This window comes from Rhodococcus sp. IEGM 27, from assembly GCF_033142305.1.
GTDB classification, from domain to species: Bacteria; Actinomycetota; Actinomycetes; order Mycobacteriales; family Mycobacteriaceae; genus Rhodococcus_F; species Rhodococcus_F oxybenzonivorans.
Map to the genome: position 1 here is coordinate 935,807 of NZ_JAWLSG010000002.1, position 12,276 is coordinate 948,082.

Consider the following 12,276-nt stretch of genomic DNA (forward strand, 5'->3'; position numbering starts at 1 on the left):
TCCTCTTCGACGACCCTTCTGTACTCGGCGCCGCGGTCAGTTCCGGGCACCGATGCCCTGGCTGACCGCGAATTGCGCCCGGGATTCGGTGGCCAAGCCGATCGACACCAACGGGCGAGGGAACAGCAGGTCGGTGAGATAGGCGAGGCCGACCGCCCACCGGTTGACCGGCGAGGGCATGGCGAAGAGGTGATACAGCCTGGTCACCACCTTCGCGGGTAGTCCCGACAGCGGGATGCCGAGCGGGTTGGCCACTGCGAAGCCGGGTCCCAGATCGACCACCAGGCCCATGTCGCGGTGCGCATAGGGTTTCGCCTCGCCGACCCCGAGGCTGGCCGCGACGTTGCGGGCGAGTGTGCGCCCTTGACGGACCGCATGTTGCGCCGTCGGTGGGGTGATCGACCCCTGATGGCGCGGATCCGGGACGGCCGCGGCGTCCCCGCCGGCGAAGACCCCGGGGTGTCCCTCGACGGACAGGTCCGCGGCGACCTTCAGCCTGCCCTTCTCGGTGGGCAGGCCGAGCGAGTCGACGAGAGGATTCGCGGTCACTCCGGTCACCCAGGCGACCGTGCGGGTGGGGACCACAGTGCCGTCGCTCAGTGTCACGCTGTTCTCGGTGAGCTCGGTCAGCGTCGTCTCGAGCCGCACCTCGATACCGCGCGACCGCAGCACGTCGAGCACCTGGGCACCGAGCTTGTCCCCCACTTCCGGCATCACTTTGTCGGCGGCGTCCAGAAGCACGAACCGGACCGCGGTCGGGTCGAGGCCCTGGCGGGCGGCCGCGCTGTCGGCCAGAGCACGCAGTTGGGCGATCAACTCCGTCCCGGCGTAGGACGCGCCCACCACGACGAATGTCCGCCGCGCCCGCGCGTCCCGCGGATCGGTGTCGCGGCTGGCCATCTCGAGTTGAGTGAGGAGCTGGTCACGGAAGTACAGCGCCTCCGCGGGCGTTTTCAGTCCCCGACCGTGGTCGAGGAGGCCCGGGATGTCGAACAGTCGCGTCACCGAGCCGGGCGTGAACACCAGCCGGTCCCACGACAGCGTCTCCGCACCCGCCTCGCAATCGGTGACGTGCACGGTGCGATTGTCGAGGTCGATGGAATCGACAGCGCCCCGGACGAGTTCGACGCCGGGGAGCGCGTCCGACAAGGCGATGGTGACGAACCGGGCGTCCAGAATGCCGCCCGCCACCTCGGGCAACAACGGGGTATAGAGCATGTAGTCGTTGGGCGAGACCATGATGATGCGGGCGCCGGTGTCGCGCAGCGAGCGCCGAAGCCGCCGCGCGCATTCGAATCCGGCGAAGCCGCTTCCCACCACGACGATCCGCGGCGGCCCTCCAGTTGATTCGTTGGCCATATATGGGGCATTGCCCCACCCGGGGAATTCTGAAACACGTGCCGCCGGTTCGTGCGTGCCCGGTACTCCTCGCCGGATTGACCCGGGCCCCCTCGGGGTACGCGTTCACCGCGACACCGACCGACAGGAGACGAAATGAGCACTATCACCGAGGCCGTGGACGTGTCCGTTCCGGTGACCACGGCATACAACCAGTGGACGCAGTTCGAAGAATTCCCTCGATTCATGGAGGGTGTCGACGAAATCCGTCAGATCGATCCGACACACGTCCATTGGGTCGTGTCGATCGCCGGGGTGAAACGCGAATTCGATGCCACCATCACCGAGCAGCACCCCGACGAACGGGTGGCATGGAAGTCCGATGACGGCCCCCATCACGCCGGGGTGATCACCTTTCACCGTCTGGACGACGACAAGACACGCGTGACGGCGCAGATGGACGTCGACCCAGACGGGTTCGTCGAGAACGTGGCCGACAAGCTGGGTGTGCTCGGCAAGAGAGTGAAAGGCGACATGGCCCGGTTCAAGGAGTTCATCGAGTCCCGTGGCACCGAGACCGATGCGTGGCGCGGTGAGGTCGATCGCCCCGGCCCCTGAGAAAGATCACCGACTACCGCGACCCGCGACGACACCGCAAAAGGACGAGAACATGAGTGCCGTATCGAAAGTGATGTACAAACCACTGGCCCTCGCCGCGAGTGTCGGCGGCGGAATACTGGCGGGCGCGGTGTTCGGCCAGGTGTGGAAGCGCGTGGCTGGTGAACCGGAGGCGCCGGACCCGAAGGATCTCTCCCGCACCGATCGCGAGGTATTCATCGCCGCCGCCGTGCAGGGCACGATTTTCGGTCTGGTCCGAGCTGCGGTCGACCGGGCAGGGGCGCGGGGATACCGCAAGCTCGCGCACGCGGACCCCCGCTAGTGCAACGCAATTGCTACAGAACACACCTAGGCTGACCCGATGCGCACACGATTCGCGGAGAACATCGACAGTCTCGCCGGTGACCTGGCTGCTATGTGCCGACTCACCGTGACGGCGATGCGGGAGGCCAGCGGTGCGTTGCTGCAGGCGGACCTAGGGCTCGCCGAGCACGTCATCGACGTGAGCGGCGAGCTCGACGCAGCCGCGTCCCGCTGGGAACAGCGCGCGTTCTCACTGCTGGCGTTGCAGGCACCGGTCGCTCACGACCTCCGATTCATGGTGGGCGGTCTCCACATCTCCGCCGACCTGCATCGGATGGGTGGCCTCGCGGTGCACATCGCGAAGATCGTCCGCCGACGGCATCCGGAGCATGTCGTCCCGGACGAGGTGCTCGAGGTGTTCACCCGGATGGGTGCGGTCGCGGTGGCCCAGGCCGAGGAAACCGAGCAGGTCCTGCAGCACCGCGACCCCGAACGCGCCAGGGGTTTGTTGACCGCCGACGACACGATGGACGACCTGCATCGCGGACTCTTCGCGATCACGCAGGCCGAGGACTGGCCACACGGTGTCAAGGCTGCGGTCGACATCACCCTCCTCGGCCGATTCTACGAAAGATTCTGCGATCACACCGTCGAAATCGGCAGGCGGGTGATCTTCCTCGAGACCGGAGTCCTCCCCGACCAGGGCTAGCGGTAGAAGCGGTTCGGAATCTGGGCTCATGGGTACGCCTCAACATATGAATCACCCTTCTGGTCCGCGCGGCGCACGGCACGCGAAGATCGCCCTCGACGTCGACGGCGAGCATCGCACCCTCGAGGTCGACACGCGGACGACGTTGCTGGACGCCCTGCGGGAGCACCTGGGTGTGACGGCACCCAAAAAGGGATGCGATCACGGCCAATGCGGTTCGTGCACCGTGCTGCTGGACGGTCGGCGGGCCACCACCTGCCTGACCTTCGCCGTCGCCCACGACGGTGCCCGCATCACCACGGCGCGCGGCCTGGCCGACGGCGACGAGCTGCACGCGATGCAGCAGGCATTCGTCGAGCAGGACGGGCTGCAGTGCGGCTACTGCACACCCGGTCAGGTCTGTTCCGCCGTCGGAATGCTCGACGAGTTCTGGGCGCAGCACCCGAGCAACGTCACCGAGGATCTGACGGCGCCGCCCGAGCTGACCGACGACGAGATCCGTGAACGGATGAGCGGGAACCTGTGCCGCTGCGGCGCGTACACGAATATTCTGGCCGCGATTCGTCAGGCGGCAGAGGCATGATCCCGTTCGATTACGAACGGGCCACCGACGTCGACGGAGCCGTCGCCACCGTCACCGCGGACCCCGACGCGCGCTTCCTGGCCGGCGGCACCAACCTCGTGGATCACATGAAACTCGGTGTGGCGCAGCCGGGTCGACTGGTGGATGTCAGTGCACTTCCCCTCGGCGACGTGGACGAACTCCCGGACGGCGGACTTCGAATCGGTGCGACCGTCCGCAACAGCGATCTGGCTGCGCACGAACTCGTCCGCTCCCGGTACCCGATGCTGTCGAGGGCACTGCTGTCCGGCGCGTCGGGTCAGCTCCGTAATCTCGCCACCACCGCGGGCAACCTTCTCCAGCGCACTCGGTGCGTGTACTTCCAGGACATGACGACGCCGTGCAACAAACGGGCACCGGGTACCGGCTGCTCTGCTCTCGGAGGGTATGCCCGCTACTCCGCCATCCTCGGTGCCTCCGAGCACTGCGTGGCCGTGCATCCGTCCGACATGGCCGTCGCGATGACCGCGCTCGACGCAGTGGTGGTCGTGCGGAGTGTCGACGGCAACCGGCGCATTCCCCTGGCCGAGTTCTATCGGCTCCCCGGGGACAGCCCCGACCGGGACACCGAGCTCACTCACGGTGAACTCGTCACCGCGGTGGAGCTTCCACCGCCGGTGGCGGCAAGCCGGTCGGCGTACCGCAAGGTGCGTGACCGGGCGTCGTTCGCGTTCGCGCTCGTGTCGGTGGCCGCGGAACTGACGATCGAGAACGACCGCATCAGTTCCGCACGGATCGCACTCGGCGGGGTGGCGCACCGACCGTGGCGCGCGGAGCGAGCCGAAGAAATGCTGAACGGTTCCGCACCCACGGAGCAGACCTTCGCGGCGGCGGCCGACGCCGAACTGTCCGCGGTGAGCCCCCTGCCGGGTAACGAATTCAAGGTGACCCTCACCAGACGCGTCCTGTCCACGACGCTCCGTTCCCTCACCGAGGAGGCACGCTGATGGCGTTGCTCGAACCGAGGGTCGTCGGGACGCCCGCCGAGCGCCTCGATGGTCACGACAAGGTGACCGGTGCGGCGCGGTATGCCTTCGAGCACGCAGTGCCGGATCCGACGTATCTGCATCCCGTCCTGTCGAGCATCGCCCGCGGGAAGGTCACCGCCATGGATGCAGGGGACGCGCAGGCCGTGGACGGGGTGGTCACCATACTGACGGTGTTCGATGCGCCGCGACTCGCGGACACCTCCGACGGTGAACTCGCGATCCTGCAGGACCCCGAGGTCCACTTCCGGGGCCAGTTCCTCGGCGCGGTGGTCGCGGAGTCGCCCGAAACTGCCCGGCAGGCTGCCGACCTGATCCGAGTCGAGTACGACGTGCGTGACCACGACACCGACTTCCGCGCCGACCGCAGCGACTTCTACGCCCCGGAAACAGTGAATGCCGGTTTCCCCACCGACACGCGAAGCGGTGATGTGGAGGCGGCGTTGACCACCGCCCCACGGACGGTCGACCAGGTGTACTCCACAGCCATGGAGCACAACAATCCGATGGAGCCGCACACCACGATCGCCCAGTGGCGGCCGGGCGGACCAGGCCCCGTCCTGACACTGCACGATTCGACGCAGGGCGTTCATTCGGTCCGGAAGACGTTGGCGCCGGTGTTCGGTCTCGAACCGGAGGACATCCGGGTCATCGCACCACACGTCGGCGGCGGTTTCGGATCGAAGGGGTTGCCTCACGCGCACAATGTGCTGGTAACGCTCGCTGCGCAGAGGGTACCCGGCCGGCCGGTCAAGTTCGCGGTCACCCGGCAGCAGATGTTCGCGCTGTCCGCCTACCGAGCCCCGACGCTTCAGCACATCCGGCTCGGCGCGGACACCGACGGTCACCTGACCGCCGTCTCCCACGAGGTGCTCACCCAGTCCGCCAAGATCAAGGAATTCGCCGAGCAGGCGGCGGTGCCGTCGCGGATGATGTATTCCTCCCCCGCCCGGTACACCTCACATCGCCTCGTCGCCCTCGACGTGCCCGCACCGTCCTGGATGCGGGCCCCGGGCGAGACCCCTGGAATGTTCGCGGCCGAGGTCGCGATGGACGAACTCGCCGAGGTATGCGGGATCGACCCGATCGAACTGCGCATCAGAAACGAACCGGCCACCGACCCGGAGTCCGGGCACCCGTGGTCGGGCCGGCGCCTCGTCGATTGTCTCCGCGAAGGCGCCGGCCGTTTCGGCTGGGCCGACCGGGACACCAAGGCCGGGATTCGCTCCGGCTCGGACTGGTCGGTCGGGTACGGAGTGGCCGCCGCAACCTACCCGGCGAACACGTCCCCGGGGTCGGTTGCGCGCATTCGCTACGAGGGCGACAGGTATCGGGTGCAGATCGGGTCCGTCGACATCGGCACCGGAACGTGGACCGCCCTCACCCAGATCGCGGCCGATGCCCTCGGCTGTCCTCTCGACGCGATCGACCTGGAGATCGGCGACACCGACCTACCGTCCGCCACGGTGGCCGGAGGTTCCACGGGGATCAGTTCCTGGGGCAGTGCCGTCGTCGCCGCGGCCCGGGCGTTCCGCGACACACACGGCACGGCGCCGCACCCGGGGGCGGAAGCGAGTGCGGAGACACCGGGTAACCCCGACGCCGAAAGATTCGCACTCCATTCGTTCGGCGCCCATTTCGTGGAGGCGCACGTCCATCGCGACACCTGTGAGATTCGGGTGGAGCGAATGCTCGGGGTGTTCGCCATCGGACGGGTCGTCAATGCGCGGACGGTCCGCTCCCAACTCATCGGCGGCATGACGATGGGAGTGTCGATGGCCCTGCACGAGGAAAGCGTCGGGGATACCCGTTTCGGCCACATCGTCAACCACGACCTCGCGAGCTACCACATCGCCGCGCACGCCGACATTCGCTACCTCGACGCCGTCTGCCTCGAGGACATCGACGAGCACGCCAATCCGATCGGCTCGAAAGGCGCCGGGGAAATCGGGATCGTCGGTGCGGCCGCTGCCGTGGCGAACGCGGTGCGCAGCGCCACCGGCATCCGGGTCAGGGCGGTACCGATCCACCTCGACGATCTGTTGCACGACTGACCGCGGCGCGACTACTCGATCCGCCGCCACGCGTGCTCGAGGGAGGCCCGCAGACAACTTTTCACCGCGCGAATCCGCTGCAGATCAGAGCTTCGTGGCGCCAGTGCGGCGAGGACGAGTTCCAGGAAACGCTCCCGCTCGACGCCGAATCGTTCCATCAGGTCCGCCGCGGCGGCACCGCCGAACGGGGCCCACTGAATGGCGAAGACTGCCATCCATCGGCCGTCCGAACTCAGCGAATGGGTCCGCTCGAGCCATTCACACCGGCCGAGCCAGAATCGGATCCATTCGGCGTCGTACTTCTCGCCGGGCTCGACCGCAGGACGTGTTTGCATGGGTCAGCCCTCGCTGGAGTGCCGGATCGCGAACACGGGTAGCTGCTCGGCCGCTGCCGCCGGCCGGAACTCGACACGGACGGGTTGCTGGGAGGAAGAGGCAGGGACCTCGCCGTCGATCCAGGTGTACACCCAGGGGCCTTCGTCGAGTTCCACGATCGCGATCGTGCAGGGGGCCGAAACACGATCCCGGCCGCGCCGTTCACGTTCGACCGATTTGGACGAGACGATCGAACCGACACCACACGAGGGCACCTGCTCGAAATCGGAACCCTGGCACGTCGAGCACGTGGCCATCAGCGGTGCCAGCAGGGTCGTGCAGCTGCGGCAGCGTTGGATCATCAGCGCGCACGCCTTCGCGAGCGCATGCCCGCGGCTGTGTCGTTCCGGGCTCATACCGTCACCCACCCGGCGAAAGTGATACCTACCGTCGGCGTCGCGGACGCGAAAGGTAACGGCCTGCTGTGCGGTGTCCCCCGACCCACCCTGCCGAACAACCTCCGTTTCCCCCCGCTCCGGAGTCGACACCCGTCGGTCGGGTGAGGGCGCCGAAGGATCGGGGGCCGAGCGCGGTGGGAGTCGGGCTTTCGGTGTGTTCGCGGTGTAGGGGACATTGGGGGCCTCGGGGGTGGTACCGGCTGAAAGGGGGACGCGTATGAGCTTGACCCGTGCCGCCGGAAAGTACAGCGGCCGATCGACCCGGGCACATACCTGTTTCGCCCCCCGCGACGCCTTCCCCCGTCCCGGCCGTGCAGTTGTCAGACGTGCCGATCCTGCGCGTGCTCCACGACCCACGCCGCGATCTGGGTGCGGGAGGTGAAGCCGAGTTTTGCCAGAATGTGCTCGACGTGTCCCTGGGCGGTGCGTTGCGAGATGACCAGGGTGGCGGCGATCGCCTTGTTGGTCAGCCCGTCGGCGACGAGTTCGGCCACCTGCCATTCGCGGCGCGTCAGGGCGGTCTGCGTTTGATCGGTGTTCGGATTCGTGCGCTGCTTCGTGCCCAGCACAGCCGCTGCGGCCTCCTCGAGGCAGGTGTTCATTCCCTGATGGAAGGCGGCCTCGAACGCGCGGTCACCGATGTCCCGTCGCGCCTGTTCGGCGCAGTCGAGATGATGGATGCGCTGGTTCGGATAGACCGTGTTCGGATTGCCGACCGCATGCGCCAGCGCGTACGCGGCCCCCATCAGTTCGGCCGCGTGGTGGCTGTCTCCCCTACCCACTGCGATCCAGCCCAGCACTTCCAGGCATCCCGCAGCACTGATGCGGTCGTCGACCATCCCGGCCAGTTGCAGACCCTGTTTCAGCAGACCCTCCGCGCCCTCGAAGTCGCGGTGCTGCCACGCCGACATACCTGCCGCCCACAGTGACCAACTGCGATACACCGACTCGCCGCGCGCTTCGGTGAGGGCGAGTATCTCGCGCTGACACTGTGCGGACCGATCCGGATCGGTCGAACCGGTCGCCAGCGCGAGTCCGAGAAGCCCCCAGATCAGGTGCAGCAGATCGTCGTCGGTGCGGAACACGGCCAACGCGGCCTCGTAATTTGCCCGGGCCGCGTCGAGATGTCCGCCGAACATCGCGCGACCACCTTCGGCGTGAGCAATCAGTGCGTGTGAGATCGGGTCGGCGACCCCCTGGGCGAGTGCATGAGCCTCCTCGATCGCCGCGGACGAGGCCTCGACGTCGCTGTCGAGTTCGGACAACATGACCGCGACGTAGAGGGCGCGGATCCGTTCCTCCGCGGAACCGGCGCCGCGCACAGCCAGCAGTTGGTCGATCCAGCGTCTGCCCTCCCTCAGCAGTCCCCGCGACCGCCAGAACGGGTACAGGGCCGCGGCCATGCGGAGCCCCGCCGCCGCGTCCTTCGGTGACGTCAGGCAGAAATGTAGGGCGGCTCGCAAGTTCGGTTGCTCGGCGTCCAGGCGCTCGATCCAGCTGACCTGCCGGGCGCTGACCCACTCGGACCGCGCCTGCACCGCCAATTGCTCGTAGAAATTCCGGTGCCGGCGCAGCAGTGACGCGAACTCCGAGGTCTCCTGTAACTTCTCGCGGCCGTACTCGCGGAGAGTCTCGAGAAGTCGGTAGCGCACCGCGCCCCTGGCCTCTTCCCGGATCAGGATCGACTTGTCGATGAGCGAGGCGACCACGTCGACGACCTCGGCGGGGCGCAACGATCCTGAACAGATCTTCTCGACCGCATCCAATTCGAAGCCCCCGGCGAAGACGGCGAGCCTTCCCCACAGTTCCCGTTCCTGCGGCGTGCACAGTTCGTGGCTCCAGTCGATACACCACAGGAGCGTCTGCTGGCGTGCGGGCGCGCCGCGGCATCCGGTCGTGAGCAACTGATAGCGGTCCGTCAGCCGCTGAAGGATTTGTTCGACCGACATCACCCGGAGTCGCACTGCGGCCAGTTCGATCGCCAATGGCAGACCGTCCAGTTGCTGACAGATCTGCACGACCGCAACATGGTTGTCCTCGGTGAGATGGAATCCGGGGACGGCCGCGGCGGCGCGCTCGGCGAACAGTGCGACCGACTCGTACTGGGCGAGGGCCTTCACCGACGCGGGATGGCCCGAGTGGGGCAGCGTGAGTGGTGGCACCCGAACGGTGGCCTCGCCCGGGATTCCGAGAGGTTCCCGGCTGGTGGCGAGGATCCGCAAATCGGGGCAGCTCCGCAGCAAGAACTCGGTCAGACCGGCGACGGCGTCGACGAGATGTTCGCAGTTGTCGAGGACCAGCAGCACGCACCGTGGCTCCAGAAACTCCTGCAATACCACCTCGGGTGCCTCGGATTGCTGCTCACGCAACTTCAGAGCTGCCACCACGGCACCGACTACCAGGGCGTCTTCCTCGAGTTCGCCCAGTTCGACCAGCCACACGCCGTCCTCGAATGCCCGACTCGAATCGAGCGCAACTCGCAGGGCCAGCCTGGTCTTGCCGACTCCTCCGATTCCGGTGAGTGTCACCAGGCGTGAGGTGGCCAGCAGGCCACGCGCTTCTGCGATCTCTCGACGCCGACCGACGAAACTCGTCAGCTCGTGAGGCAGATTCCCCACCTTGATCTTCGCTGCGGGCTGCATGAAGCCGTCACTCTCATTTCACGCCCCCTGGAACAACGGTACAGCGGCGCTCGTCCTGCACCGAGTTTTCGCACAACGGAGGGTCAGCGCGTCCACCGGGTCGGTGCCCAGCGACCCGCGTAGGAGCGGATGCGGTGGCTTCCCCGAGGACCGGGACGGCGAGGGCCGGGGTCGGTCAGGCTGTGTGGGGTAATGGTGACTCGGCGCCCTTCCACCGTGTACTGGGCGCCCGTCACGAACATCGCGGCAGGCGCTGTGAGGTACGACGCGACGGTGGCGGCTTCCCCGTCGTCGCGGCCCGGGGACGGGAACGCGGGATCCGCGGCGGGGACGACGACGGAATTGACGGTGACGGAGTACCGCGACAACTCGGCGGCGAGGAGACCGGTCAGCCCGCCGAGCGACGACGCCGAGGCGGTGATGTTCACGATGCGGCCACCTTGCCCGCCGGCGATCATGTACCGGACACCGCGTTGTATGCATTCGACGGCTGTGCTGCCCGGGCAGCTGACGAGGACACCGATTCCGCCGAGCTCCCGGGCGAACTCGTCGACCGCGGTGGCCGAGTGGGGTAGCTCGGCGAGGTCCATCTTCCGGACCACCGCGCGCACCGACCTGGCCCTCACCTCGCCGGCCGTGGCCTCCGCGCGGTCGCGATCCGTGGCGTATGCCAACCCGAGGTGGAAACCGTCGTCCGCGAGTGCCAGTGCGACGGCCCGGCCGATCCCCGAGTCCGATCCCGTCACGACTGCATTGAGTGCGCTGGCATGCATAATTTTGGGTACCCGCGGTTTCCGGGACTCAAACGCCGCGCTATCCGGACGCCGTTCAGGCAGAACACAATCCGATGACAATCACGCATGTCACCGCCCGGGGTGCGGTGGTCGGTCAGCAGTTGCTCGGTGCCGGATCGCCCCGGAACCGCGCGTCCAGGTAGTCCAGGGCGGTGGGAAGACCCAGGACCGCCGTCGAAAGGTGGTCGGGGCTCGGGAAGAGTTCCGACTGCACCCGAACACCGGCCGCGCAGTACCGTGCGATCGTCGTCTCGATCGAGTCGACGGGAATGAGCACGTCGGTCGGGCTGTGCCATTCGAAGATCGGCGCGGTCGGCACACCGGGATACAGCTCGACACTGTTCTCGTCGAGTACTTCCCAGGCCTGCGGGCTGCTCATGAGGTCCGTGGTCTTGGCCACCTCGGTCGCACTGCGACCGGCGCCCGCCGCGAGGATGCCGTTGGTGCACGCATTCGCCATGTCGCTGCGCATGGCCAGACCACGATCGTTGAGCTGCTCACTGATCGGCAGCCGGTCCGGATACTCCCGTTCGAGGCCGAGCGCCGCCGCCATCGCCAGGCCGAACGCGGGATGCGGCTGCATGCCCAGGCCATTGGCCATCTTCCCGATGTTCATCGGTACACCACCCTCGGCGACCCCGACGATATTCAGCTCCGGGGCATACTCCGGCGCGAGAGCCGCAGCCCAGGCCGACGCCATGCCGCCCCCGGAGTAGCCGGCCAGCGCGACAGGACTCTGCGCGACGTTCAGTTCCGGAACCTGCTGCACGGCGCGAATACCGTCGAGGGTGATGAACCCGCCGAGCTTGGCCGCACCGTAGGCGCTGTTGGGTCCCAGGTGGTCGGGAAGGGCGACCGTCCAGCCCCGCTGCAGTGCGAGATTCAGCGCCGGCGCCTCCTTGATCTGAAGGTCCGGGTCGTTGGTGTACAGGGTGCGTGACGGCGCGCACCGCGGTCCGAGCGCGTTGATGATGTGCTGGTAGGACAGCAGCGGACCGTTCACCGGCCGGTTGTGCGGTACCAGCACTGTGCTGACCGAGGAGATTGGGCGGCCCTGCGAATTGGTGGTGCGGTACTTCACCTGCCAGACATCGGTGTCGGGGAACGCGAGCAGCGGAGGCATGGGCCGGGTGGCGATGGGCTGCCCGGCTGCGCTGGACTCGAGGTTCGACGGCTGCACGTAGAAGGGATCCGTCTCGGAGGCAGGGTAGATCGGTGCTGCGGCGGCCACACCTCCCGCGCCGGCCGCGGCGACGCACGCGGTGAAGACCGCGCACAGGGCGCGTGCTGACAGGCCCTTGCTGGGTGAGCGCCCCATATCGCCTCCTGGAATCGAGTTCGAGTGTGACCGAGTTCCCCGGTGTTATCGGTATCCGGGCCGGTCCGTTACGTCACTGCAATCGGACCGGCCCACCCGTCACAGCGGGGCCGCGGGCA

The 12,276-nt window shown here is 67.5% G+C and carries 12 protein-coding genes; 6 read left to right on the top strand and 6 right to left on the bottom strand.

The features are described from left to right. Positions 1-36: 36 nt before the first annotated feature. On the bottom strand, positions 37-1,359 hold the full coding sequence (locus tag R4P95_RS10875) for an NAD(P)/FAD-dependent oxidoreductase (RefSeq protein WP_317744855.1): 1,323 nt from the start codon (positions 1,357-1,359) through the stop codon (positions 37-39). Between the two features lie 135 nt (positions 1,360-1,494). On the opposite strand from R4P95_RS10875, the gene R4P95_RS10880 reads away from it, so the two are divergent. Genes R4P95_RS10880 through R4P95_RS10905 form a run of 6 tightly spaced genes read left to right on the top strand, consistent with a single transcriptional unit; the run spans position 1,495 to position 6,630 of the window. Next, entirely contained in the window at positions 1,495-1,956 is a 462-nt protein-coding gene (locus R4P95_RS10880) for an SRPBCC family protein (protein WP_159922314.1), read from the top strand. Between the two features lie 52 nt (positions 1,957-2,008). After that, on the top strand, positions 2,009-2,278 hold the full coding sequence (locus R4P95_RS10885) for a DUF4235 domain-containing protein (RefSeq protein ID WP_159922312.1): 270 nt from the start codon (positions 2,009-2,011) through the stop codon (positions 2,276-2,278). A 39-nt stretch (positions 2,279-2,317) separates the two neighbouring features. Further along, positions 2,318-2,968 (top strand): phosphate signaling complex protein PhoU, encoded by a 651-nt coding sequence (phoU, locus tag R4P95_RS10890; protein ID WP_109329850.1) that lies wholly within the window; start codon positions 2,318-2,320, stop codon positions 2,966-2,968. 46 nt (positions 2,969-3,014) lie between these two features. After that, entirely contained in the window at positions 3,015-3,551 is a 537-nt protein-coding gene (locus tag R4P95_RS10895) for a 2Fe-2S iron-sulfur cluster-binding protein (protein WP_213572129.1), read from the top strand. Next, complete coding sequence (locus R4P95_RS10900; RefSeq protein WP_317744854.1) at positions 3,548-4,537, top strand: xanthine dehydrogenase family protein subunit M; 990 nt, start codon at positions 3,548-3,550, stop codon at positions 4,535-4,537. Before R4P95_RS10895 ends, R4P95_RS10900 begins: the two co-directional genes overlap by 4 nt. Continuing rightward, entirely contained in the window at positions 4,537-6,630 is a 2,094-nt protein-coding gene (locus tag R4P95_RS10905; protein WP_213572131.1) for a xanthine dehydrogenase family protein molybdopterin-binding subunit, read from the top strand. Before R4P95_RS10900 ends, R4P95_RS10905 begins: the two co-directional genes overlap by 1 nt. 11 nt (positions 6,631-6,641) lie before the next feature. On the opposite strand, the gene R4P95_RS10910 is transcribed toward R4P95_RS10905, so the two are convergent. From R4P95_RS10910 to R4P95_RS10930, 5 genes are all read right to left on the bottom strand, one after another. Beyond that, positions 6,642-6,965 (bottom strand): hypothetical protein, encoded by a 324-nt coding sequence (locus tag R4P95_RS10910; RefSeq protein ID WP_213572132.1) that lies wholly within the window; start codon positions 6,963-6,965, stop codon positions 6,642-6,644. Positions 6,966-6,968: 3 nt separating this feature from the next. Continuing rightward, positions 6,969-7,361, bottom strand: a complete 393-nt coding sequence (locus tag R4P95_RS10915; protein ID WP_213572133.1) for a Zn-ribbon domain-containing OB-fold protein — start codon at positions 7,359-7,361, stop codon at positions 6,969-6,971. 362 nt (positions 7,362-7,723) lie between these two features. Next, positions 7,724-10,045 carry an ATP-binding protein gene (locus R4P95_RS10920; protein ID WP_317744852.1) on the bottom strand — a complete coding sequence of 774 codons (2,322 nt, stop codon included), beginning with the start codon at positions 10,043-10,045 and terminating at the stop codon, positions 7,724-7,726. Positions 10,046-10,128: 83 nt separating this feature from the next. Continuing rightward, positions 10,129-10,791 (bottom strand): SDR family NAD(P)-dependent oxidoreductase, encoded by a 663-nt coding sequence (locus R4P95_RS10925; protein WP_249353764.1) that lies wholly within the window; start codon positions 10,789-10,791, stop codon positions 10,129-10,131. A 142-nt stretch (positions 10,792-10,933) separates the two neighbouring features. Beyond that, complete coding sequence (locus R4P95_RS10930; protein ID WP_317744850.1) at positions 10,934-12,157, bottom strand: lipase family protein; 1,224 nt, start codon at positions 12,155-12,157, stop codon at positions 10,934-10,936. Positions 12,158-12,276: the final 119 nt, after the last annotated feature.

Excerpts from the sequence above, each read along its gene's own strand:
- R4P95_RS10875 (WP_317744855.1), bottom strand. The coding sequence starts at position 1,359 with ATGGCCAACGAATCAACTGGAGGGCCGCCGCGGATCGTCGTGGTGGGA.
- R4P95_RS10880 (WP_159922314.1), top strand. The coding sequence starts at position 1,495 with ATGAGCACTATCACCGAGGCCGTGGACGTGTCCGTTCCGGTGACCACG.
- R4P95_RS10885 (WP_159922312.1), top strand. The coding sequence starts at position 2,009 with ATGAGTGCCGTATCGAAAGTGATGTACAAACCACTGGCCCTCGCCGCG.
- phoU (WP_109329850.1), top strand. The coding sequence starts at position 2,318 with ATGCGCACACGATTCGCGGAGAACATCGACAGTCTCGCCGGTGACCTG.
- R4P95_RS10895 (WP_213572129.1), top strand. The coding sequence starts at position 3,015 with ATGAATCACCCTTCTGGTCCGCGCGGCGCACGGCACGCGAAGATCGCC.
- R4P95_RS10900 (WP_317744854.1), top strand. The coding sequence starts at position 3,548 with ATGATCCCGTTCGATTACGAACGGGCCACCGACGTCGACGGAGCCGTC.
- R4P95_RS10905 (WP_213572131.1), top strand. The coding sequence starts at position 4,537 with ATGGCGTTGCTCGAACCGAGGGTCGTCGGGACGCCCGCCGAGCGCCTC.
- R4P95_RS10910 (WP_213572132.1), bottom strand. The coding sequence starts at position 6,965 with ATGCAAACACGTCCTGCGGTCGAGCCCGGCGAGAAGTACGACGCCGAA.
- R4P95_RS10915 (WP_213572133.1), bottom strand. The coding sequence starts at position 7,361 with ATGAGCCCGGAACGACACAGCCGCGGGCATGCGCTCGCGAAGGCGTGC.
- R4P95_RS10920 (WP_317744852.1), bottom strand. The coding sequence starts at position 10,045 with ATGCAGCCCGCAGCGAAGATCAAGGTGGGGAATCTGCCTCACGAGCTG.
- R4P95_RS10930 (WP_317744850.1), bottom strand. The coding sequence starts at position 12,157 with ATGGGGCGCTCACCCAGCAAGGGCCTGTCAGCACGCGCCCTGTGCGCG.